The following is a 20018-nucleotide window of genomic DNA, read 5'->3' as shown; positions in this document are numbered from 1 at the left end:
CTGAACCTGCCGATGAGTGATCCCCGCGTGCGGCCGCTCCTGGACGAACTGGCCACGGAATACGACACCCGGTACGGGAACCTCTTCGGCCGGGGAGCCGCCGCGGAGGAGCTCAACCGCTACCCGGCCGGGGAATTCGCGGCTCCCGGCGGGGCGCTGCTGATCGTCCAGGAAGGCGGTGAGTCCGTGGCCGGCGGCGCGTTCCGGCGTCGTGGTCCGCAGACGGCCGAATTCAAGCGGATCTGGACGCACTCCGCCCACCGGCGCCGCGGGCTGGCACGGTTCGTGCTTGGCGAACTCGAGGCGCTCGCGGCCCGGCGCGGCTACCGCAAGGTCTACCTGACCACCGGCCCCCGCCAACCCGAGGCCAAGCACCTCTACCTCAACACCGGCTATGAGCCGCAGTTCGACCTTTCCGCCGATCCGGAAACCGTCGGCCCGCTGGCCTTCACCAAGAATCTGCGGCGGCTTCGGGCTAGAGTTCAATCCGGAACAGCGTTTTCAGAACCGCCGCGTTGTCGCGGCGGCGAACTACCCGGGAGCAATCAGTGCGGCAAGGATCCACGCCCACCATCCGCGACGTCGCGGAGGCTGCAGGGGTGTCCCTGACCACCGTCTCCTACGTGCTCTCCGGCCGGCTCGGCGGGACCACCCGGATCAGCCAGCCCACCCAGGACCGCGTGCACTCCGCAGCCCGCGAACTCGGTTACGTTCCCAACCGGGCGGCCCGCGGGATGCGGCGCGGACGGACGGACGTCGTGGCCGTGGCCATCACGGATCTCGACGATTCCTGGGACCGGGCACTGGCCACCGCCGCGGCACGGATCCTGCCGCGGCACGGCTACCAGCCGGTCATCCTCCTCGGCGAAAGCTGGCGGCAGTTCATGCTCTCCGGCGGGGCCGACGGCGTCATCCTCGGCTCCGTGCCGGCGGACCGCAACCCCGGCGACCTCGCGACGCTGGCAGAACTCGACACGCGCGGCGTGGCCCAACTGGTCTTCTCGGACACCCTGCAGCCGGCGGGCTTCGATGTCCTGGCACCCGGTGCGGGATCGGCGTCGGGCGCGGAAGTCTGGGCGGAACACGCCGTGGCCCTGTTGCAGGACCGGCTGAACGGCCAGATCCCCGCAGACGGCCTGCGGGCCGACGTCGGGGATTGAACGGTGGCGGCAGCCGTGCTGCCGCACGACGACGGGCCGGCCGCATGGTTCCTGCCATGGTTGCGGGCACGGGCTTTGCAGTTGTGCTGTGCTCCCCGGCTTCGAAGACGGGCCTAGGCTGGTGGTCATGACTTTTGAGGCGGTATTGGAAGAATTGCGCCAGCTGGCCAGGGGTGCAACCCATGCCCACACCGGCCTGTGGGTCTCGGCCCAGCTGCGCCAGCGGATTTCGGCCGGCCAGCTACCCCCGGGCACAAAACTGTCCGAGGAAGCCCTGGGCGAGGCGCTCGGCGTCAGCCGCAATACCCTGCGCGAGGCTTTCACGGCCCTGCATGCCGAACACATCATCACCCGCATTCCGAACCGGGGCGTGTTCGTCGCCCAGCCCAACGCGGAGGACGTCCGCGAGATATACCGTGTGCGGCGCTTCCTCGAGCCGGCCGCCATCATGTGGCAGGCTCCGGCGTCCGTCGACGAGCTGCGCGACATTGTGGCTGCGGGCCAAATGGCCAGATCCCGCGGTGATATTCCCGGCATGGCAGCCGCCAACCAGGAATTCCACCGCGCCGTGGTGGCACGGGCAGCCAGCGAGCGGCTGAACGCACTCATGGCGCAGGTGCTGGCCGAGATGCGCCTGGTGTTCCACGCGATGGGGTCCGATCCCGCCTTCCATGAACCCTACCTGGCCGACAATTTGCGCCTGATCGAGCTTGTGGCCTCCGGGGACAACGCCGCCGCGGCGGAGTTCATGCGCCAGTACCTGGACCGTGCGGAGGCCCAATTGCTGGCGGCAATGGCCCCGTAGCTGTATGCCCGCGGCGCGGACCGGCGGGAGCGCGGTTAAATCCCGCGCGCCGTACGCCTTGTCAGATTGTTGAACAAAAGCTTATGCTGTTGGTCACAGTGACGGGCACCACTGTCCGTGGACAGTTGATCCGCGACAGGCCGTTGGCCGTGCCTCACCAACTACAATCGACCGCTGACCGGCCCTGGCCCATGCGGGAACGGATAAATATGCTCGTACTCATCGGGGTCTTGCTGGTGATCGTTGGCTTCGCCATCCGCCTGAACCCACTGATCGTTGTCACAGTCTCCGGCATCGTCACAGCCCTCCTCGGCGGTCTGTCGCCACTCGAAATCCTCAATGCGTTCGGCTCCGGCTTTGCCAGCAGCCGTTCCGTGACAGTCTTTGTCGTGGTGCTGCCGGTGATCGGCATCATCGAGCGTTACGGCCTGCAGGAGCAGGCCAAAGCGCTGATCTCCAAGCTAGCCAAGCTGACGGCCGGCCGGGTGCTGCTCGGATACCTGCTCGTCCGCCAAGGTACGGCGGCGCTGGGTCTGAACAGCATCGGCGGCCATGCCCAGACAGTGCGTCCGCTCGTCTTCCCGATGGCGGAAGGCGCCGCTCTCCGCCGCTACGGCAAGGTCTCAGAGAAGGTCAAGGAAAAGATCAAGGGACACTCCGCCGCCGCGGACAACGTGGGCGTGTTCTTCGGCGAGGACATCTTTGTCGCCGTCGGTTCCATCCTGTTGATCACCACGTTTGTCGACACCACCTATGGCCTTCACCTGGAGCCGCTGGAGCTCGCCGTGTGGGCCATCCCCACCGCAATCATCGCCTTTCTGATCCACGGCTTCCGCCTGCTGCGCCTCGACCGGCAGCTGGACAAGGATGCCCGCCCAGTAGAAGAAGAGAAGACCCTGCAGACCGTCACCGCCGGAGGAAACGCATGATCAAGGTTGAAGCCGTCTACTGGCTGATAGGCCTGCTTTTTGTCGCCTGGGCATTCCTGATCGCCCGGGACACGAGCCACCCCAAACGCTGGGGCAGCTCCACCTTCTGGGGCCTGCTGGGCCTGTGTTTCTTCTATGGCACCTGGGTCCAGGCCGGCACGGCGCCGCCGTGGGTCCTCGGCATCGCCGTGCTGGTTCTGGTCGCACTGGCAAGCACCGGTCTGCTGGGTGACGGCAGAGCCAAGACCACCAGCGTGGACAGCCGCACCGAGGCCGCTGCCAAGTTCGGCAACAAGCTGTTCATTCCGGCCTTGACCCTGCCCGTGGTCACCGTCATCATCGTGCTGCTGGCTCCGGTGTTGAACATCGGCGGCCAGCCCTTGTTCGATCCAAGCAACACCACGCTCGTGGCGCTGGCCTTGGGCGCCGTGGTGGCCGCGGTCGTCGCGGTGGTGCTCCTGCGCCCCCAGCAGAAGCTGGCCCCGGTATTCGAGGGGCGCCGCATTCTTGAATCGATTGGCTGGGCCGCGCTGCTGCCTCAGATGCTTTCCACCCTCGGCATCCTGTTCACCAAGGCCGGCGTGGGGACGGCCGTCGGCACTCTGGCCAAGGGCATGCTGCCCGAAGGCTCGCTGCTCGCCGCGGTCCTTGTCTATTCCGTGGGAATGTTCCTCTTCACGGTGCTGATGGGCAACGCCTTTGCCGCGTTCCCCATCATGACTGCGGCCATCGGCTGGCCGGTTTTGGTCCAGACCTTCCATGGCACCCCGGCGATCATCTTCGCGATCGGGATGCTCGCCGGTTTCTGCGGCACGCTCTGCACGCCGATGGCGGCCAACTTCAACCTGGTCCCGTCGGCGCTGCTGGAAATGAAAAACAAATACGGCGTGATCAAGGCACAGATCCCGACCGCCATCCCGTTGCTGGGCGCCAACATCGGGCTGATGTACTTCCTGGGCTTCAACTAGCCTGCAACCGAAACGCAAGGAGAACGCATGAATGCCACCACCGTCCACGCTTCCGTCGAGATGGACACACTCGCCAGGCAATACGCGGATATTGTCCTGGAGAACCTGTCCAGGCCATACCCCTACGCCTCGCACCATGTGGAAAAGTCTTTGGCGGACCGCCCCAGCCCGCAGGAATTGCACCCGGCGTTCCACACGTCCTTCGATTGGCATTCCTGCGTGCACATGACCTGGCTGGGCGTGAGCCTGCTCGAGCACGGTCTCGACGCCGGGCGGGACGCGGCACTGCGGACCGCGCTGGAGGCCAACCTCACGGCGGAAAACCTGGCGGTGGAGGGCGCCTACCTGTTGGCCAACCCCAGCTGGGAGCGCCCGTACGGCTGGGCCTGGCTGGTGCGCCTGGCCGCCACTGCCGCCAGCTCCGAGGATGAGCAGGTCCTCCGCTGGGGAGCCGCCCTGGACTCGCTGGTGGACATCGTGGCATCCCTCGTGGCCGGCTGGATAGCCAAAGCCGAGTTCCCGGTACGGCACGGACTGCACACGAACGCGGCCTTCGGACTGGGCATGATGTTGGATTCCTTCCGCCTGCTGGGCCGCGACGACGCCGCAGCAGTATGCGAACAGACTTCCCTGCGCTGGTTCAGGAACGACGCCGGCTGGCCGGGGGAGTGGGAACTGAGCGGCCAGGATTTCCTGTCCGCAGGCCTCAGCGAGGCTGACCTCATGGCGCGGGTGCTGGAGGCCGACGACTTTTCCCGCTGGTTTGACGCATTCCTGCCCGGCCTGTCCGTGGATGCCCGCATCCTGGCCAAGGCCACCGTGACGGATGAGTCCGACGGCTACCTGGCCCACCTCAACGGACTGAATCTCACGCGTGCCGGCCAGATCATCCGCATCCGGAAAGCCCTGGCGGCAGGCGGCGCCACCAGTGCCGTGGATGTCCTGGACGAGGCGCTGGAGCCGCTGCTCTCGGCCGGCCTGAGTTCGGTCGTCACGGAGGAGTTCATGTCCAGCCACTGGCTTGCCAGCTTCGCCTGGGACGCGCTGGTCTCCGCGCGGTAGTCAGATCGGTCCAGCGCCGAACCCTAAGCGTCCTCCAGCGGGCGCCGCGCCAGCCAGGCCGCGACGATCGCGCCGGAGATGTTGTGCCACAACGAGAACACTGCTGACGGCAGCGCGGTCAGCGGGCTGAAGTGCGCGGTGGCCAGGGTCGCGGCCAGGCCCGAGTTCTGCATGCCGACCTCGAAGGCCAGCGCCCGGCGGGCCTTGTCATCCAGGCGCCCCAGCTTGCCGGCGAGGTAACCCAGGCCCAGGCCGAAGCCGTTGTGCAGCACTACGGCGAGGAACACGATCCCGCCGGCGGCGACGATCTTGCTGGCGCTCCCGGCGACCACGATCGCCACGATCAGTGAAATCACGACGGCGGAGGCCCAGGGAAGGGCCGGCAGCAGCCTGGCGACGAGCTGCTTGAGGAACAGGCGGGCCAGCAGACCGGCGATCACCGGCAGGAGGACGGTCTTGACGATGTCCAGCACCATGGCGCCGGCGTCGATCTGCAGGTAGGACCCGGCCAGGAACAGCACCAGGAGCGGCGTCACGATCGGGGCAATCAGGGTGGACACGGAAGCGACGGCGACCGAGAGGGCGACGTCGCCCTTGGCCAGGAACGCCATCACATTGGAGGCCGTGCCGGAGGGGGCGCAGCCGACCAGGATCAGGCCCACAGCCAGTTCCGGCTGCAGGTTCAGGGCGACGGCGATCAGCCAGCCGGCGCCGGGCATGATGACGTAGTGCGCCACGATGCCCAGGACCACGGCCCAGGGGCGCTTGGCGACCGAGGCGAAGTCGGGCGGCGTCAGGGTCAGGCCCATGCAGAACATGATGATGCCGAGCAGGTACGGCACGCTGGGGCCGAGGGGCTTGAAGGCCCCCGGCAGCAGGTATCCGGCGACGCCGGCGGCGACGACCAGCAGCGGGAAGACGGTGACCGCGATGCGGGCGATCTTGGCCTCGGCGGCGAGAGCGGGATTGACCGGGACCGCGCCAGCGCTGGTCTCCGGGGCGGACTGGGGGGATTTGGTTGCCTCAAGCATCCAAGCATGGTGACACCGCGGCCGCGCCGGAGCCAGTTCATGACCGGCCGGCGGAGGAATATGTCAGATTTTTTGGACGAGCTGCCACGTCCAGCGGGGGGAGGCCCGAAGGCCGGGCGGGCGGAAGCAGTCGGCACGAAGTGCGGCACGCTGCCCCGACGGCGGGGTCCCTGCGGCCCTTGACCTCGTTTGAGACGATGGCTTCTATGATGGCCGACGACTTCTCCCCGCTTGACCCCGAATCCGGCTCGCAGCATGGCGGCGTGCAGTCCGTGGACCGCGCTATCACGGTCCTGGAAATCCTGGCGCGCACCGGCGATGCAGGCGTCAGCGAGATCGCGGAGGAAATGGGGGTCCACAAGTCCACGGCGTCCCGGCTGCTCAGCGCCCTGGACGCCCGGGGCATGGTGCAGCAGAACAATGATCGCGGAAAATACCAGCTGGGTTTCAACATCCTGCGGCTGGCCAGCGCCATCCCCGCCCGGCTGAGCGTGGTCAAGGAAGCCAGGCCGGAGCTGGAGGATCTCGTGGAAAAGTTCGGCGAAACCGTGAACCTTGCGGTGCTGCGCTCCCACTACGCGGTGAACGTGGACCAGGCCATGGGCCCGTCCACCCTTGCCACCCAGGACTGGATCGGCGGACTGACTCCGCTGCATGCCACCTCCAGCGGGAAGGTGCTGCTTGCCGCCCTGGCCGCCGAGGCGCGCAACCGCGTCCTGGCCGAAGCCGGACTGGAACCCTATACCCAACGGACCATCACCTCCCGGGACGAACTGGAAAGGCAGCTTGCCGGCATCGCGGACGCGGGTTACGCCACGGTGTATGAGGAACTGGAACCGGGCCTGAACGCCGTCGCCGTCCCGGTGCGGAACCACCGCGGTGCAGTGGTTGGTTCGGTGAGCATTTCCGGGCCGGCGTTCCGTTTCGATCCGGAGCGGATACCCGGCCTGATTGATGAGCTCAAGCAGGCCGGGCATTCCATCAGCGCGAAGATGGGCTACATCGACGCTTAGGCCGTTCCGGCGCCGCCGATTTTTTCCGTCACCCACCGGTGGAAAGCTTGGATGTGGTGCTCGCTGGGCACCAGCACCCCGCCCTTGGCGTAGATCTTCGATCCCATGGCCGGCTGGCAACGTTCGCAGGCATCAAAGTCCTGCTCATTGACACGGTGGAACAGTTCAACCGAGGCACTGATGTCCTTGCCGCTGTCCACCACGCTGGGCAGGTACAGCCAGTCGCATTCAACAATGGTCCGGTCCGCCGCCATCGGGAACATCCGGTGGATGATCACGTGGTCCGGCACGAGGTTCACGAAAACCGTGGGCTTGATGGTGACGGCGTAGTAGCGGCGGTCCTGATCGTCGCCCACCCCCGGGATCCGGTCCAGTCCCTCGGAGCCGTCAATGGTGAAGCCCTTGACGTCGTCTCCGAATTCGGCGCCGTGGCCCACGAAGTACTGCGCGGCCAGGCCGTCCGCGAACTCCGGCAGCACCTCCGTCAGCTCGGGGTGGATGGTGGCGCAGTGGTAGCACTCCATGAAGTTTTCGATGATGAGTTTCCAGTTGGCCTTGACGTCATACTTGATGCGCCGGCCCAGGCTCAGGTTGGCGATGTCGTAGTCATCCACCGCGCGCAGGTCGCCGAGCCGTTCCGCGATGGCGCCCATAACGTCCGTTTCAAAGGACGGCGGCTCATCAGCCAGGCACACCCAGACATACCCGAGGTATTCACGGACATGAACCTTCACCAGCCCGTATTCGTTCCGGTCGATGTCGGGCATTTTCGTCAGGTTGGGAGCCGCGATCAGCTTTCCCTCGAGGTCGTAGGTCCAGGCGTGGTACGGGCACTGGAAGGAGCGGTTGGCCTCGCCGGATTCCTCCATGCAGAGCTTGACGCCGCGGTGCCGGCAGATGTTGTAGAACGCCCGGACCTCGCCCTTTCTGGTGCGGTTGATGAGCACGCTCTCACGGCCCACCTGCACGGTCCTGAAGGATCCGGGCTTTTCGAGGTCGGCGGTACGCACGGCGCAGAACCACATCTGTTCAAAGATGCGCTCCTGTTCCGCGCGGAAGATTTCCTCGCTGACGTAGGTGTGGCCCGGCAGGGTGGGGATGAGACTCGGCGAGGCTACTTCGGTGGTCATTAATGCTCCTCTGCGGTGACGGACGTCGGGGTGGTCATTCGGGTAATCACGCAAGTGGTGTGTCAGTTTTTCAAGCGGGTGCCAGGCAGGCTGCGGCGTTGAGCCGGCGGCGCCACCGGGTGAAGAGCCGCGGCTGGTTGGCGCCCAGCACAGCCACGGGATCAGCGCCGCGGTAGTAAACAGCCAGGAAGCTGTGTTCCGCGGGATCGCCGGCCTCGATGGCCACGCGGTCCGCGTCCCGGGCGTGCCCGGCGAACTGAAGCTTGACGTTGTATTGGTCGGACCAGAAATACGGCAGGCTCACGGGGCGTTGCGGGGTCTCCGGGTCGAGGACGGCAGCCACGGCCAGCGCGGGCCGCTCGGCGGCGGCACTCCAATGTTCCACGCGGTGATGCCGGGCAGACCGCCCGTCCCACCATGCGGCGCAGTCACCCACGGCGACCACTCCCGGTACGCCGGTCCGGCCCATCCCGTCGCACAGGACGCCGTCGCCGAGCTGCAGGCCCGAGCCTGCCAGCCAGCCGGTGTTGGGTGCGGCTCCGATTGCCACCAGCACGACGTCGGCGGGCAGGTAGCGCCCGTCGGCAAGCCGCACTCCGGTGACGTTTCCCTCACCGCTGTAGTAGGAGTCAATGCTCGCGTCACACACCAGCTCCACCCCGTTAAGGCCATGGAGCCTGGCCATGACCGCACCCATTTCGGCTCCGAGGGGGCCGGCCAAGGGGACCGAGGAGGAGCAGATCACTGTGACCTCCATTCCGAGAGCGCGCGCGGTGGAGGCCACCTCCGCGCCGATGAACCCGGCCCCCACGATCACCAGATGGCCACCGGGCAACAGCTGGGGAGCCAGGTCCTGCGCATCCTGCAGGGTCCGGAGCGTGAAGACATTGTCCAGTCCGGCGAGTTCGGGCAGGGTCCGGGCGCGGGCCCCGGTGGCGATCACGACGCCGTCGGCCGGGACGGCCCGGCCGTCACTGAGGAAGACGGTCCGGGACTCCGCATCCAGCCGCACGGCCTTGGCGCTGAGGATCCATTCGGCCTGCAACGGTTCGGCGTCGGGCCCTATCCCGGGGGCTTCCAGGAACAGGTGATCGCCGTGGAGTTTGCCTGCCAGGAAATCCTTGGACAGCGGCGGCCTGTCATAGGGCCGATGTGGCTCTTCACCGATGATGACGAGCCTCCCGTTGAAGCCCTGCGCCCGGGCTGCCCGGGCGGCGGATATTCCGGCGAGCGATGCCCCCACGATTGCCAAAGTCCTCATGGCTGCCTTCCCGTTAAATTAATTGCAACCAATTGCGTATAGCGCAACAACAGTCTTCTGGTAGACAGCGTGACTTACGCCACTCGCCAGTGTCAATAGCCCCGGGCTGTTAAGCCCGGACCCTTGACAAGGCCGAGTGGCATAGATCACTCTGTTGCGTATTGTGATTGCCGTTGACGATGGCACAACCCTCCAGGGGGCCAGGCCCGTCACCAGTGAAAAAAGAGGTTCATTCAATGCACAACGTATGCCCACTCAGCGCACTGGCTCCCGGAGAGGCACTCCGGCTCGACACATCCCCGCCCATCGCCGTTTTTCACACCGAAGACGGCGAACTCTTTGCACTCGACGACACGTGCACCCATCAGGACGCCTCACTGGCAGACGGCTGGGTGGAAGGGTGCGAGGTCGAATGCCCACTGCACGCCTCCAGATTCAACCTGCGGACCGGGGCCGTGGACGCCCCGCCGGCAAAACTCCCCGTCCGCGTCCACACAGTGACGGTGGTGGACGGCCAGATCATGGTCCAGGAGTCCGAAGACGCTCCCAACCTTCCTCCCGGCCTCACGGTTGACGGACACGCCTAAGGCCTTCGCAGCACTAAACCAAACTCCAATCCAGGCAAAGAGGGGAAGACCTTGACGCTACAACTGAGCAATGAGCTCCAGGAGTTCGCAGCCCCGCCGGCACACATCCCGGCGGCGCAGACCACGGCAGCACCCGGGCGGCAGGCGACGCCGTTCGTCCTGACAGTGGCCTGTCCCGAGCGCCGCGGAATTGTCCACGCCGTCTCCAGCTTCCTGGCTGTGCGGGGCTTCGACATCGCGGAGCACCAGCAATTTGACGACCATGTGAGCAACACGCTGTTCCTGCGCACCGCCTTCACGGGAACTCTCTCAGCCATCCCCGCCCCCGGCCCGTCGGGCTTCGCCGGCTCGCCCGATCCCTCTTCCGGCAGCATCGGGAACGAAACCAACAGCACCGCAGCTTCCCTCGCCGCTGACTTCGCCGCGGTCGCCGACGAATTCGGGATGACATTCCGCTTCCATGACGACCGGCCGCAGCGGGTACTGGTCATGGTCTCAAAATTCGGCCACTGCCTCAACGACCTGATTTTCCGCTGGAAGGCCGGGAGCCTCGGCGCGGACCTCGTCGCCGTCGTATCCAATCATGAGGACCTGCGCGCCATGGCGGAAGCAGCAGGCCTGCCGTTCATCCATGTCCCCGTTACGGCGGCCACCAAGCCGGAGGCCGAAGCCACGTTGCTCAGCCTCGTGGACGAGTACCAGGCAGACCTCGTCGTACTGGCCCGCTACATGCAGATCCTCACCGACGAACTGTCCGGGTCACTCCTCGGCCGGGCCATCAACATCCACCACTCCTTCCTCCCGGGGTTCAAGGGCGCCAAGCCCTACCACCAGGCCTACGACCGGGGGGTCAAGCTGGTGGGCGCCACCGCGCACTACGTCACCGTCGAGCTCGACGAAGGCCCCATCATCGAGCAGGAAGTCTTCCGCGTGGACCACAGCGCGGATCCGGATTCCCTGGTCACCACCGGCCGGGACGCCGAGGCCATCGCGCTCTCGCGGGCAGTGAAGTGGCACTGCCAGCACCGGGTGCTCCTGAACGGTTCCCGGACCGTCGTCTTCCGCTAGATCCCCGCCACAGCCGCGAGCCCTTAGCGGGTGCGCCGACCTGCAGCATGCCGTATGTCAAGAACAGGAGCTTCCGTATGAGGGCTACACCCCGCGTCGTGATCATCGGTGCCGGCATTGTCGGTGCAAACCTGGCGGACGAACTGTCCACCCGTGGTTGGACCGATGTGACAGTGGTCGAACAGGGTCCGCTGAACCTGGCCGGCGGCTCCACGTCGCACGCGCCCGGCCTGGTGTTCCAGACCAACCCGTCCAAGACGATGGCCGAGTTCGCCACCTACACGGTCAACAAGCTCCTGTCCCTCAGCGATGAAGGCGTCTCCTGCTTCAACCAGGTGGGCGGGCTGGAGATCGCCACCACCCCGGCACGGCTGCAAGACCTCAAGCGCAAACTGGGCTACGCCACCTCCTGGGGGATCGAAGGCCGCCTCATCGATCCCGACGAGTGTTCCAAGCACTATCCGCTGCTGGACCAGGGCATGGTGCTCGGCGGACTGTATGTTCCCTCCGACGGCCTGGCCTCGGCAGCCCGCGCAGTCCAGCTGCTCATCCGCAAGGCCACGGCCGCGGGCGTAACGTTCCTCGGGTCGACGGCCGTCACCGGCGTCGAGCAGTCCGGCGGACGGGTCACCGGGGTCCAGACGCCCGACGGCGTGATCCCGGCGGACATCGTGGTGTCCTGTGCCGGGTTCTGGGGGCCGAAGATCGGTGCCATGGCAGGAATGGCCGTGCCGCTCCTGCCCCTCGCCCACCAATACGTGAAGACCACCGCGGTGCCCGAACTCAGGGGCACCAACCTGGGCACCAACCCCCTGGACCCGGCCAATGGAGCCAGGATGCCCATCCTCCGGCACCAGGACAAGGACCTGTACTTCCGTGAGCACGGCGACAGGGTGGGCATCGGCTCCTATGCCCACCGGCCCATGCCCGTGGCGCTGGACACGCTCCCGGAAGTCACCGCCGGGCAGATGTCCGAGCACCGCATGCCGTCGCGGCTGGAGTTCACCGAAGCAGACTTCCTGCCCTGCTGGGAGGACAGCAAGCAGCTGCTCCCGGCCCTGCGCGGGGCGGAAATCGCCGACGGCTTCAACGGCATCTTCTCCTTCACCCCCGACGGCGGCCCGCTGATCGGCGAGTCCCCCGACGTCGAGGGCTTCTACGTCGCCGAAGCCGTCTGGGTGACCCACTCGGCAGGCGTGGCGAAGGCCGTGGCGGAGCTGCTGATCGAGGGCCAGTCCCGGACGCCGCTGCACGAATGCGAGGTTTCCCGCTTCGAGAAGGTGCAGACCTCCGAGAGCTACGTCAGCGAAACATCGCAGCAGAACTTCGTGGAAATCTACGACATCCTGCACCCGCTGCAGCCGCGGCAATCCCCGAGGGAGCTGCGGGTCAGCCCGTTCAACTGCCGGCAGCGGGAACTTGGCGCTTACTTTCTGGAGGCCGGCGGCTGGGAGCGTCCGCACTGGTTCGAAGCCAACCGCGCGCTCCTCGCCGAACTGCCGGACGAATGGCGGGCCCCGGAACGCGAGCCCTGGGCCAACATGTTCCACTCGCCCATTTCCGCAGCGGAAGCGTGGAAGACGCGCACCGGCGTCGCGCTCTATGACATGACGGCGCTGAAGCGGCTGGAGGTTTCGGGCCCCGGCGCGCTGGCACTGCTTCAGCGCCTGAGCGCGGGCCAGATCGACAAGAAACCCGGGGCAGTCACCTACTGCCTGCTGCTCGCGGGCGACGGCGGGGTACGCAGCGACATCACCATTGCGCGGCTGGATGAAACCACCTTCCAGGTGGGCGCCAACGGCAACATCGATGTCGGCTACCTCACCCGGGAGGCCCGGACGCAGACGTCCCAGGATGTCAGCCAGTGGGTCCAGGTCCGCGATATCACCGGCGCCACCTGCTGCATCGGGCTCTGGGGCCCGCTGGCCCGGGAGGTCATCGCGAAGGTCAGCACCGACGATTTCAGCAACGACGGCCTGAAGTACTTCCGCACCAAGCAGGTCCGGATCGGCGGCATCCCCGTCACCGCCATGCGGCTGTCCTACGTGGGCGAACTCGGCTGGGAGCTCTACACGTCCGCCGACTACGGGCTCAAGCTCTGGGACCTCCTGTTCGCCGCGGGCCAGGAGCAGGGCATCATTGCCGCCGGCCGCGGGGCCTTCAACAGCCTGCGCCTGGAAAAGGGCTACCGGCTCTGGGGCACCGACATGACCCCCGAGCACGAGCCGTACCAGGCCGGGCTTGGCTTCTCGATCGGCAAGAACAAGGAGCACTTCGTGGGCTCCGCGGCCCTCGCCGCCCGCCGCGGGCAGCCGGCCACCAAGCAGCTGCGCTGCCTGACAGTCGACGACGGCACCTCGGTGGTGCTGGGTAAGGAACCCGTGTACTTCAACGGCGAACCCGCCGGCTACGTCACCAGCGCCGCCTACGGCTACACCGTGGGCAAGCCGATCGCCTATGCCTGGCTGCCGGCCCACACCGCCGAGGGCGACACCGTCGAAATCGAATACTTCGGGACCCGTATCGCGGCCACCGTGACTGCAGAACCCCTGGTTGATCCGGGGATGGAGCGCCTGCGCGGCTGAACCGATTCCATCCAGGCTCTTCAACGAATCCCGAGACCACGCCCAAGGAGATGTACACCATGACCAACGAGAGCTACGACTACGTGATTGTCGGCGGGGGAAGCGCCGGATCCGTGCTGGCCGACAGGCTCAGCGCCGACGGGACGCACACCGTGCTGGTGCTGGAAGCGGGCCGGAGCGACTACCCCTGGGACCTGTTCATCCAGATGCCCGCGGCCCTGACGTTCCCCAGCGGCAACAGGTTTTACGACTGGCGGTACCGCTCCGACCCCGAACCGCACATGCACGGACGCAGGATCGCCCACGCCCGCGGGAAGGTGCTGGGTGGCTCCAGCTCCATCAACGGCATGATCTTCCAGCGCGGCAACCCCCTGGACTACGAACGGTGGGGTGCCGATCCCGGGATGGAAGCCTGGGATTTCGCGCACTGCCTGCCGTACTTCAAGCGCATGGAAACCGCCCTCGCCGCGGACCCGTCCGACGAGCTGCGCGGCCACGCCGGGCCCCTGGTGCTGGAACGCGGCCCGGCCCGCAACCCCCTCTTCCGGGCCTTCTTCGCGGCGGCCCAGGAAGCCGGGCACGCCAGGACCGACGACGTCAACGGGTACAGGCAGGAAGGGTTCGGCCCCTTTGACCGCAACGTCCACAAGGGCCGGCGGCTCTCGGCATCACGCGCCTACCTCCGGCCGAACCGGCGCCGGCCCAACCTGACCGTCCGCACCCGGGCGCAGGTGACCCGGATCAACTTCACCGGCACCGTGGCCACCGGGGTCAGCTACCGCAGGAACGGCCGGCTCCGCAACGTGGACGCCAGGGAAGTGGTCCTGTGCGGCGGCGCCATCAACACCCCCCAGCTCCTGCAGCTCTCCGGCGTGGGCGAGGCCGGGCACCTGAAGTCGCTGGGAATCCAGCCCGTGGTTGACCTTCCCGGTGTGGGCGAAAACCTGCAGGACCACCTGGAGGTCTACGTCCAGCATGCCTGCACCCAGCCCGTCTCCATGCAGCCCTACCTCAGCCTCTGGCGCTATCCGCTGACCGGCCTGCAGTGGCTCCTTGGCAGGACCGGCCCGGCCGCCACGAACCACTTCGAGGGCGGAGGGTTCGTCCGCTCCAACGAGGACGTCTCCTACCCCAACCTGATGTTCCACTTCCTTCCGGTGGCCGTGCGGTATGACGGCCAGAAGGCCGATGCCAAGCACGGCTACCAGGTCCATGTCGGCCCCATGTATTCGGACGCCCGGGGAAGCCTGAAGATCACGTCCACCGATCCGTCGGTGCACCCGTCCCTGCAGTTCAACTACCTGTCCACGGAGCAGGACAAGCGCGAATGGGTGGAAGCCATCCGCGTCACGCGGGACATCCTGGGCCAGCCGGCCCTGGCTCCGTACAGCGGAGGCGAACTCTCACCGGGCGCGTCCGTGCAGACGGATGCGGAGATCCTGGAGTGGGTGGCAAAGGACGCCGAAACCGCCCTGCACCCCTCCTGCACGGCGAAAATGGGACCGGCCGCGGACCCCCTGGCCGTGGTTGACCCGCTCACCATGAAAGTCCACGGCACCTCCGGCCTGCGGGTGGCCGATGCCTCGGCCATGCCGTATGTGACCAACGGCAACATCTACGCCCCGGTCATGATGCTGGCCGAAAAGGCCGCCGACCTGATCCTCGGCCGTGAGCCCCTGCCGGCGGAAGAAGCCGGGTTCTACCGGCACCGGGCCGTGCAGCCGGGGGCCGGCGTCGGGATCCCGGACCCTGAAGGTGAACCGTTAGCGGCGGCCGGGCCCGCTACCAGCGTGGGCCGCGCATGAACGCCGTGCAGCTCTCCGAAACGGTCAACGGGACGGTCCGCGGCGCGTACGTCAACGGCCGCTGGACCCCGCCGGTTGACGGCAACACCAGGACCATCATCTGCCCCGCGGACGGAAGGACCGTGGCCGAGGTGGCCGAATGCACCGCTGCGGATGCCGAGGCGGCTGTCGCCAGCGCCCGCACGGCATTTGACGACGGCGTGTGGCCGGGAACCAGCGAAAAGGAGCGGGGCCGGGTCCTGCTCCGCACCGCAGAACTGCTGGAACGGGACAAGGCCGCGTATGCGAGGGCGGAAGCCCTGGACACCGGCAAACGCTACGTGGAGGCCGAGTACGATATCGACGATGTCGCTGCCTGCTTCCGGTACTACGGCGGCATCGCGGGAACGGATGCCGGACGGGTCATCGATACCGGCGTTCCGGGCACCATCAGCCGGGTGGTCCACGCCCCGGTGGGCGTCTGCGGCCTCATCACCCCGTGGAACTACCCGCTCCTGCAGGCCTCCTGGAAGGTGGCACCCGCGCTTCTGGCCGGCAACACCTTCGTCCTGAAACCGAGCGAGCTGACGCCCTCAACCTCCATCCTGCTCATGGATACGCTCCGTGAGGCGGGACTGCCCGACGGCGTGGCCAACCTGGTGACAGGCGCCGGACCCGCCGTCGGGTCGGTCCTGAGCGATGACCCCCGGGTGGATCTCGTCTCCTTCACCGGGGGGCTGCCCACCGGAAAGACCATCATGAAAGCTGCCGCTTCCACCGTGAAGCGGGTGGCGTTGGAGCTCGGCGGAAAGAACCCGAACATCATTTTTGCCGACGCCGGCCGGGAAGCGGCCATCGACAACGCCCTGACGGCCGTATTCCTGCACTCCGGCCAGGTGTGCTCGGCGGGAACCCGGCTCCTGGTCGAGGAGTCGGCGCACGACGAGGTGGTGGCGGAACTGGTCCGGCGGGCACGGACCATCAGGCTCGGCGGGCCTTTCGACGAACGGGCCGAAACGGGGCCGCTGATCTCCGCCGCGCACCGCGACAAAGTCCATGCCTACGTTCAGGCCGGCATCGCCGAAGGCGCCACGCTGCTGTGCGGCGGCTTCATCCCCGACGCCGGGCCGCTGGCCGGGGGCAGCTACTACCCACCCACCATCCTGGACGGGTGCCGCAGCGGGATGCAGGTGGTGCAGGAGGAGTCGTTCGGGCCCGTGCTCACCGTGGAAACCTTCACCACGGAGCACGAAGCCGTCCGGCTCGCCAACGATACGGTGTACGGCCTCGCCGGCGCGGTGTGGACCTCCGATGCCTCCAAGGCCCAGCGGGTCGCCGGAGGAATGCGGCACGGGACGGTGTGGATCAACGACTACCACCCCTACGTGCCGCAGGCCGAGTGGGGCGGCTTCGGCCAGTCCGGCAACGGCCGCGAACTGGGCCTGCAGGGCCTCGCGGAGTACCGCGAAACCAAACACATCTGGCAGAACATCGACCCCAAGCCCAGCCACTGGTTCGAGCCTTCAGAGGCAGGAGTGCAGCAATGAACAGTCCCGACATATCAGTGCGCAACCTTTGGAAGGTCTTTGGACCCGGTGGCGACAAGATACCCAGCAATCCAGAACTCTCAGCCCTCAATTCCGCGGAACTGCTGGAACGTACCGGCTGCGTGACCGCCGTCCGCAACCTGAGTTTCGACGTCGCCAAGGGCGAGGTGTTTGTGGTCATGGGACTTTCCGGCTCCGGGAAGTCCACCCTGATCCGCTGCCTGACCCGGCTGATCGAACCGACCTCCGGGCAGGTTCTGGTGGACGGCAAAGACGTGCTGCAGGCCGGGACCGCGGAGCTGCGCGAACTACGCCGGCGGAAGATGTCCATGGTGTTCCAGCACTTCGGCCTCCTCCCGCACCGCACCGTCCTGGACAACGTCTCCTACGGCCTGCAGATCCGCGGTGCCGCCAAGAATGAGCGCTACGCCCGGTCCCGGGAAATCATCGAACTGGTGGGGCTCAAAGGGTACGAGCAGCACTTTCCGGACCAGCTGTCCGGCGGCATGCAGCAGCGGGTCGGCCTGGGCCGCGCCCTTGCGGGCGACCCGGACACAATCCTGTTCGACGAACCGTTCTCCGCCCTGGATCCGCTCATCCGCCGGGACATGCAGGCCGAGATCATCCGCCTGCACAAGGACATGGGCAAGACCATGGTGTTTGTCACCCACGACCTCTCCGAGGCCCTGAAACTGGGCGACCGCATCCTGATCATGCGCAACGGCGAGACCGTCCAGTGCGGTACCGGCGACGAGCTCGTGGGGTCCCCGGCGGACCAGTACATCGAGGATTTTGTCTCCGAAGTACCCCGCGCCGACGTTCTGACGCTGAAATGGATTACCCGGCCGGTGGAACCCGGCACTCCTGCCGATGCCCCTGTCCTCAGCGGCGGCACCATCATCCGGGACGCCATTCCCACCGTGATGAAGTCCTCCTGCCCTGTCCTGGTGGAGCACGCCGGCAAGATTACCGGCCAGATCGACCGCGACAGCATCCTCTCGGTGCTCCGCAGCCCGGAAGCGGCGGCCTAATGTCCACCCTCGTCCGTGACAGAGCCCCGGTACAGGCCGGCGGCGTCCCCGTCCGTGAACCCCGCCGCAGGCCCAGCCGGCGCACCATGCTGCTGGCTGGCGCAGGGGTCCTCTGGCTCCTGGGCTTCCTGATCCTGCACGGCACCGGCACCTTGACGCTGCCGGCGTCGGAGCTGACCGACCTGCACCGCTCCCTTAACCAGTTCAACGCCTGGGTTGCGGCAAACCGGAGCGGCAACCCCGTCTTCCTATTCGTACTTTCCCCCCTCCGGGCCGCCGTCGACGCGGTCGCGAACGTGTTCATCACGATTTTCGCTGCCAGCGCCACCGGCCTGCGCCTCCCTGAAATCGGCTGGCTGGGAACCGTGGCATTGCTGAGCTGGATCGCCTATGCCGTCGGAAACGCCCGGGTGGCGCTGCTGACGGCGGCCGTGTTCATCTTCTTCGGCCTGCAGGGGCTCTTCGTCGAAGCCTCGTACACCTTCGCCCTGGTCATCACGGCGGTGCTGCTGACCCTCCTGATCGGCATCCCCGTGGGTGTGATGGCGGGAGTCAACGGACACGCGGCGAAAGCCGTCACGCCCGTGCTCGACTTCATGCAGACGCTCCCGACGTTCGTGTACCTGGCTCCGTTGGCCCTGATCTTCCTGATCGGCCCCGCTTCCGCCGTGATCGCCACCGTGATCTACGCGGCGCCGCCGGTGATCCGGCTGACGGCGCACGGGATCCGGTCCATTCCGGCCGATACCCGGGAGGCGTCGGACTCGCTGGGCACCACCGGCCTGCAACGGCTTGTCACGCTCCAGCTGCCGATGGCCCGGCGCACCATCGTGATGGGCATCAACCAGACCACCATGGCCGCCCTGTCAATGGTCACCATCGCGGCCCTCATTGCGGCTCCGGGGCTCGGCCAGGTGGTGGTCCGGGCGCTGCAGTCGCTCGACGTCGGCACCGCGGTCAACGCGGGACTGTCCATCGTCCTGCTCGCCATTGTGCTGGACCGGGTGACCACGGCGGCCAGCCAGCGGGCAGAGCCGGGGGCATGGCAGCGCAGCAGGATGCCGCCCCGCACCCGGCTTGTGCTCCTTGCCGTCACGCTGGTGCTCGCGGTGGTGCTGGTGCAGCTGTCCCGGACCATGCTCTGGGCCGCAGCTTTCCCGAAGGACTTGAACATCGGACCGGCTATTGTCAGCGGAGTGACGGCCGCCAGCGAATGGCTGCAGACCCATCTGTCGCTGTTTACGGTCTCATTCCGGGAAGCCGTGACCACCGGCATTCTCAATCCGTTCCAGTCGCTGCTGACCGACACCCCGTTCTTTGTCCTCGTGGCCGTCATCGCCCTGGCCGCCTATGCGATCGGAGGCTGGAAACTTGCCACCCTGACCACATTCTGCCTGGCCGTGATCATCTTCCTCGGGCTGTGGAGCGACGCCATGGTCACGCTCGCCGGCACCCTGGTGGCCACGATGGTGGTGATGGTCCTGGGAGTGGTGTTCGGCGTGGCGATGGGCCGGTCCAACAGGATTGACCAGTTCATGCGGCCCATGCTTGACGCCGCCCAGACCATGCCGGCCTTTGTCTACCTCGTCCCGTTCCTGGGGCTTTTCGGAGCCACCCGGTTCACGGCTATCGTCGCCGGCATCATCTACGCGGCACCGGTGGCCATCAAGATCACGGCAGACGGAATTGCCGGAATCTCCCCCACCGTGGTGGAGGCCGCAGTAGCCAGCGGCTCGACGCCGTGGCAGGTCATCACCAAGGTGCAGCTGCCCATGGCCCGGCAGTCGCTTGCACTGGCCGCCAACCAGGGCCTGATCTACGTCCTCGCCATGGTGGTGGTGGGCGCCCTGGTAGGGGCCGGCGGCCTGGGTTACGACGTCGTCGCGGGATTCGTCCAGAGTTCGCTCTTCGGCAAGGGGCTCGCGGCCGGCCTGGCCATCGTTTTCCTGGGCATCCTGCTGGACCGCATGACACAGGCGGCCGCCGCCATTCCCGTACGCAGGATCCCCACATCCACATCACCCGCACCATAAACGCCTCAAGCCCAAACGCGACAG

At 66.9% G+C, this 20018-nt stretch carries 16 protein-coding genes and 1 pseudogene; 14 read left to right on the top strand and 3 right to left on the bottom strand.

Annotated features, from left to right (window positions below):
- Positions 1 to 12: 12 nt before the first annotated feature.
- From ACVWZ8_RS07415 to ACVWZ8_RS07390, 6 genes and pseudogenes are all read left to right on the top strand, one after another.
- A pseudogene (locus ACVWZ8_RS07415) lies at positions 13 to 462 on the top strand (GNAT family N-acetyltransferase); the annotation flags it as partial.
- Positions 463 to 548: 86 nt separating this feature from the next.
- Positions 549 to 1160 carry a LacI family DNA-binding transcriptional regulator gene (locus tag ACVWZ8_RS07410; protein ID WP_456504253.1) on the top strand — a complete coding sequence of 204 codons (612 nt, stop codon included), beginning with the start codon at positions 549 to 551 and terminating at the stop codon, positions 1158 to 1160.
- 127 nt (positions 1161 to 1287) lie between these two features.
- Entirely contained in the window at positions 1288 to 1965 is a 678-nt protein-coding gene (locus ACVWZ8_RS07405; protein WP_426975497.1) for a GntR family transcriptional regulator, read from the top strand.
- A 209-nt stretch (positions 1966 to 2174) separates the two neighbouring features.
- Positions 2175 to 2894: a DUF969 domain-containing protein gene (locus ACVWZ8_RS07400; RefSeq protein ID WP_426975498.1), complete on the top strand. Its 720-nt coding sequence runs from the start codon at positions 2175 to 2177 to the stop codon at positions 2892 to 2894.
- Positions 2891 to 3862 carry a DUF979 domain-containing protein gene (locus tag ACVWZ8_RS07395; RefSeq protein ID WP_456504252.1) on the top strand — a complete coding sequence of 324 codons (972 nt, stop codon included), beginning with the start codon at positions 2891 to 2893 and terminating at the stop codon, positions 3860 to 3862. The genes ACVWZ8_RS07400 and ACVWZ8_RS07395 overlap by 4 nt, the downstream gene beginning before the upstream one ends.
- 27 nt (positions 3863 to 3889) lie before the next feature.
- Positions 3890 to 4924 carry a DUF2891 family protein gene (locus tag ACVWZ8_RS07390; protein WP_456504251.1) on the top strand — a complete coding sequence of 345 codons (1035 nt, stop codon included), beginning with the start codon at positions 3890 to 3892 and terminating at the stop codon, positions 4922 to 4924.
- 23 nt (positions 4925 to 4947) lie between these two features.
- Here the strand turns inward: ACVWZ8_RS07390 and ACVWZ8_RS07385 are convergent, their stop codons facing one another.
- Positions 4948 to 5955, bottom strand: coding sequence for a bile acid:sodium symporter family protein (locus tag ACVWZ8_RS07385; RefSeq protein WP_456504250.1), 1008 nt, complete (start codon positions 5953 to 5955; stop codon positions 4948 to 4950).
- A gap of 206 nt (positions 5956 to 6161) precedes the next feature.
- On the opposite strand from ACVWZ8_RS07385, the gene ACVWZ8_RS07380 reads away from it, so the two are divergent.
- Positions 6162 to 6968 carry an IclR family transcriptional regulator gene (locus ACVWZ8_RS07380; RefSeq protein WP_426975504.1) on the top strand — a complete coding sequence of 269 codons (807 nt, stop codon included), beginning with the start codon at positions 6162 to 6164 and terminating at the stop codon, positions 6966 to 6968.
- On the opposite strand, the gene ACVWZ8_RS07375 is transcribed toward ACVWZ8_RS07380, so the two are convergent.
- On the bottom strand, positions 6965 to 8098 hold the full coding sequence (locus ACVWZ8_RS07375; RefSeq protein ID WP_426975506.1) for an aromatic ring-hydroxylating oxygenase subunit alpha: 1134 nt from the start codon (positions 8096 to 8098) through the stop codon (positions 6965 to 6967). The two genes, ACVWZ8_RS07380 and ACVWZ8_RS07375, sit on opposite strands and share 4 nt — an antisense overlap.
- A 70-nt stretch (positions 8099 to 8168) precedes the next feature.
- Entirely contained in the window at positions 8169 to 9359 is a 1191-nt protein-coding gene (locus tag ACVWZ8_RS07370; RefSeq protein WP_456504249.1) for an NAD(P)/FAD-dependent oxidoreductase, read from the bottom strand.
- Positions 9360 to 9595: 236 nt separating this feature from the next.
- Here ACVWZ8_RS07370 and ACVWZ8_RS07365 point away from each other — a divergent pair, with 236 nt between their 5' ends.
- From ACVWZ8_RS07365 to ACVWZ8_RS07335, 7 genes are all read left to right on the top strand, one after another.
- A complete protein-coding gene (locus ACVWZ8_RS07365) occupies positions 9596 to 9946 on the top strand; it encodes a bifunctional 3-phenylpropionate/cinnamic acid dioxygenase ferredoxin subunit (RefSeq protein ID WP_456504248.1) in 351 nt (116 codons plus the stop codon).
- Between the two features lie 105 nt (positions 9947 to 10051).
- Complete coding sequence (purU, locus tag ACVWZ8_RS07360) at positions 10052 to 11014, top strand: formyltetrahydrofolate deformylase (protein WP_456505914.1); 963 nt, start codon at positions 10052 to 10054, stop codon at positions 11012 to 11014.
- A gap of 77 nt (positions 11015 to 11091) precedes the next feature.
- Complete coding sequence (locus tag ACVWZ8_RS07355; RefSeq protein WP_456504247.1) at positions 11092 to 13599, top strand: GcvT family protein; 2508 nt, start codon at positions 11092 to 11094, stop codon at positions 13597 to 13599.
- A gap of 59 nt (positions 13600 to 13658) precedes the next feature.
- Entirely contained in the window at positions 13659 to 15404 is a 1746-nt protein-coding gene (gene betA, locus ACVWZ8_RS07350) for a choline dehydrogenase (protein ID WP_456504246.1), read from the top strand.
- Complete coding sequence (locus ACVWZ8_RS07345; RefSeq protein WP_456504245.1) at positions 15401 to 16930, top strand: aldehyde dehydrogenase family protein; 1530 nt, start codon at positions 15401 to 15403, stop codon at positions 16928 to 16930. The genes betA and ACVWZ8_RS07345 overlap by 4 nt, the downstream gene beginning before the upstream one ends.
- Positions 16927 to 17961: a quaternary amine ABC transporter ATP-binding protein gene (locus tag ACVWZ8_RS07340; RefSeq protein WP_426975515.1), complete on the top strand. Its 1035-nt coding sequence runs from the start codon at positions 16927 to 16929 to the stop codon at positions 17959 to 17961. Before ACVWZ8_RS07345 ends, ACVWZ8_RS07340 begins: the two co-directional genes overlap by 4 nt.
- Complete coding sequence (locus ACVWZ8_RS07335; RefSeq protein ID WP_456504244.1) at positions 17961 to 19994, top strand: ABC transporter permease; 2034 nt, start codon at positions 17961 to 17963, stop codon at positions 19992 to 19994. Before ACVWZ8_RS07340 ends, ACVWZ8_RS07335 begins: the two co-directional genes overlap by 1 nt.
- The last annotated feature ends 24 nt before the right edge of the window (positions 19995 to 20018 follow it).

This window comes from Arthrobacter sp. UYCu723, from assembly GCF_054059215.1.
Note: the sequence above shows the minus strand (reverse complement) of the source record. Positions and strands in the feature narration are given on the sequence as shown.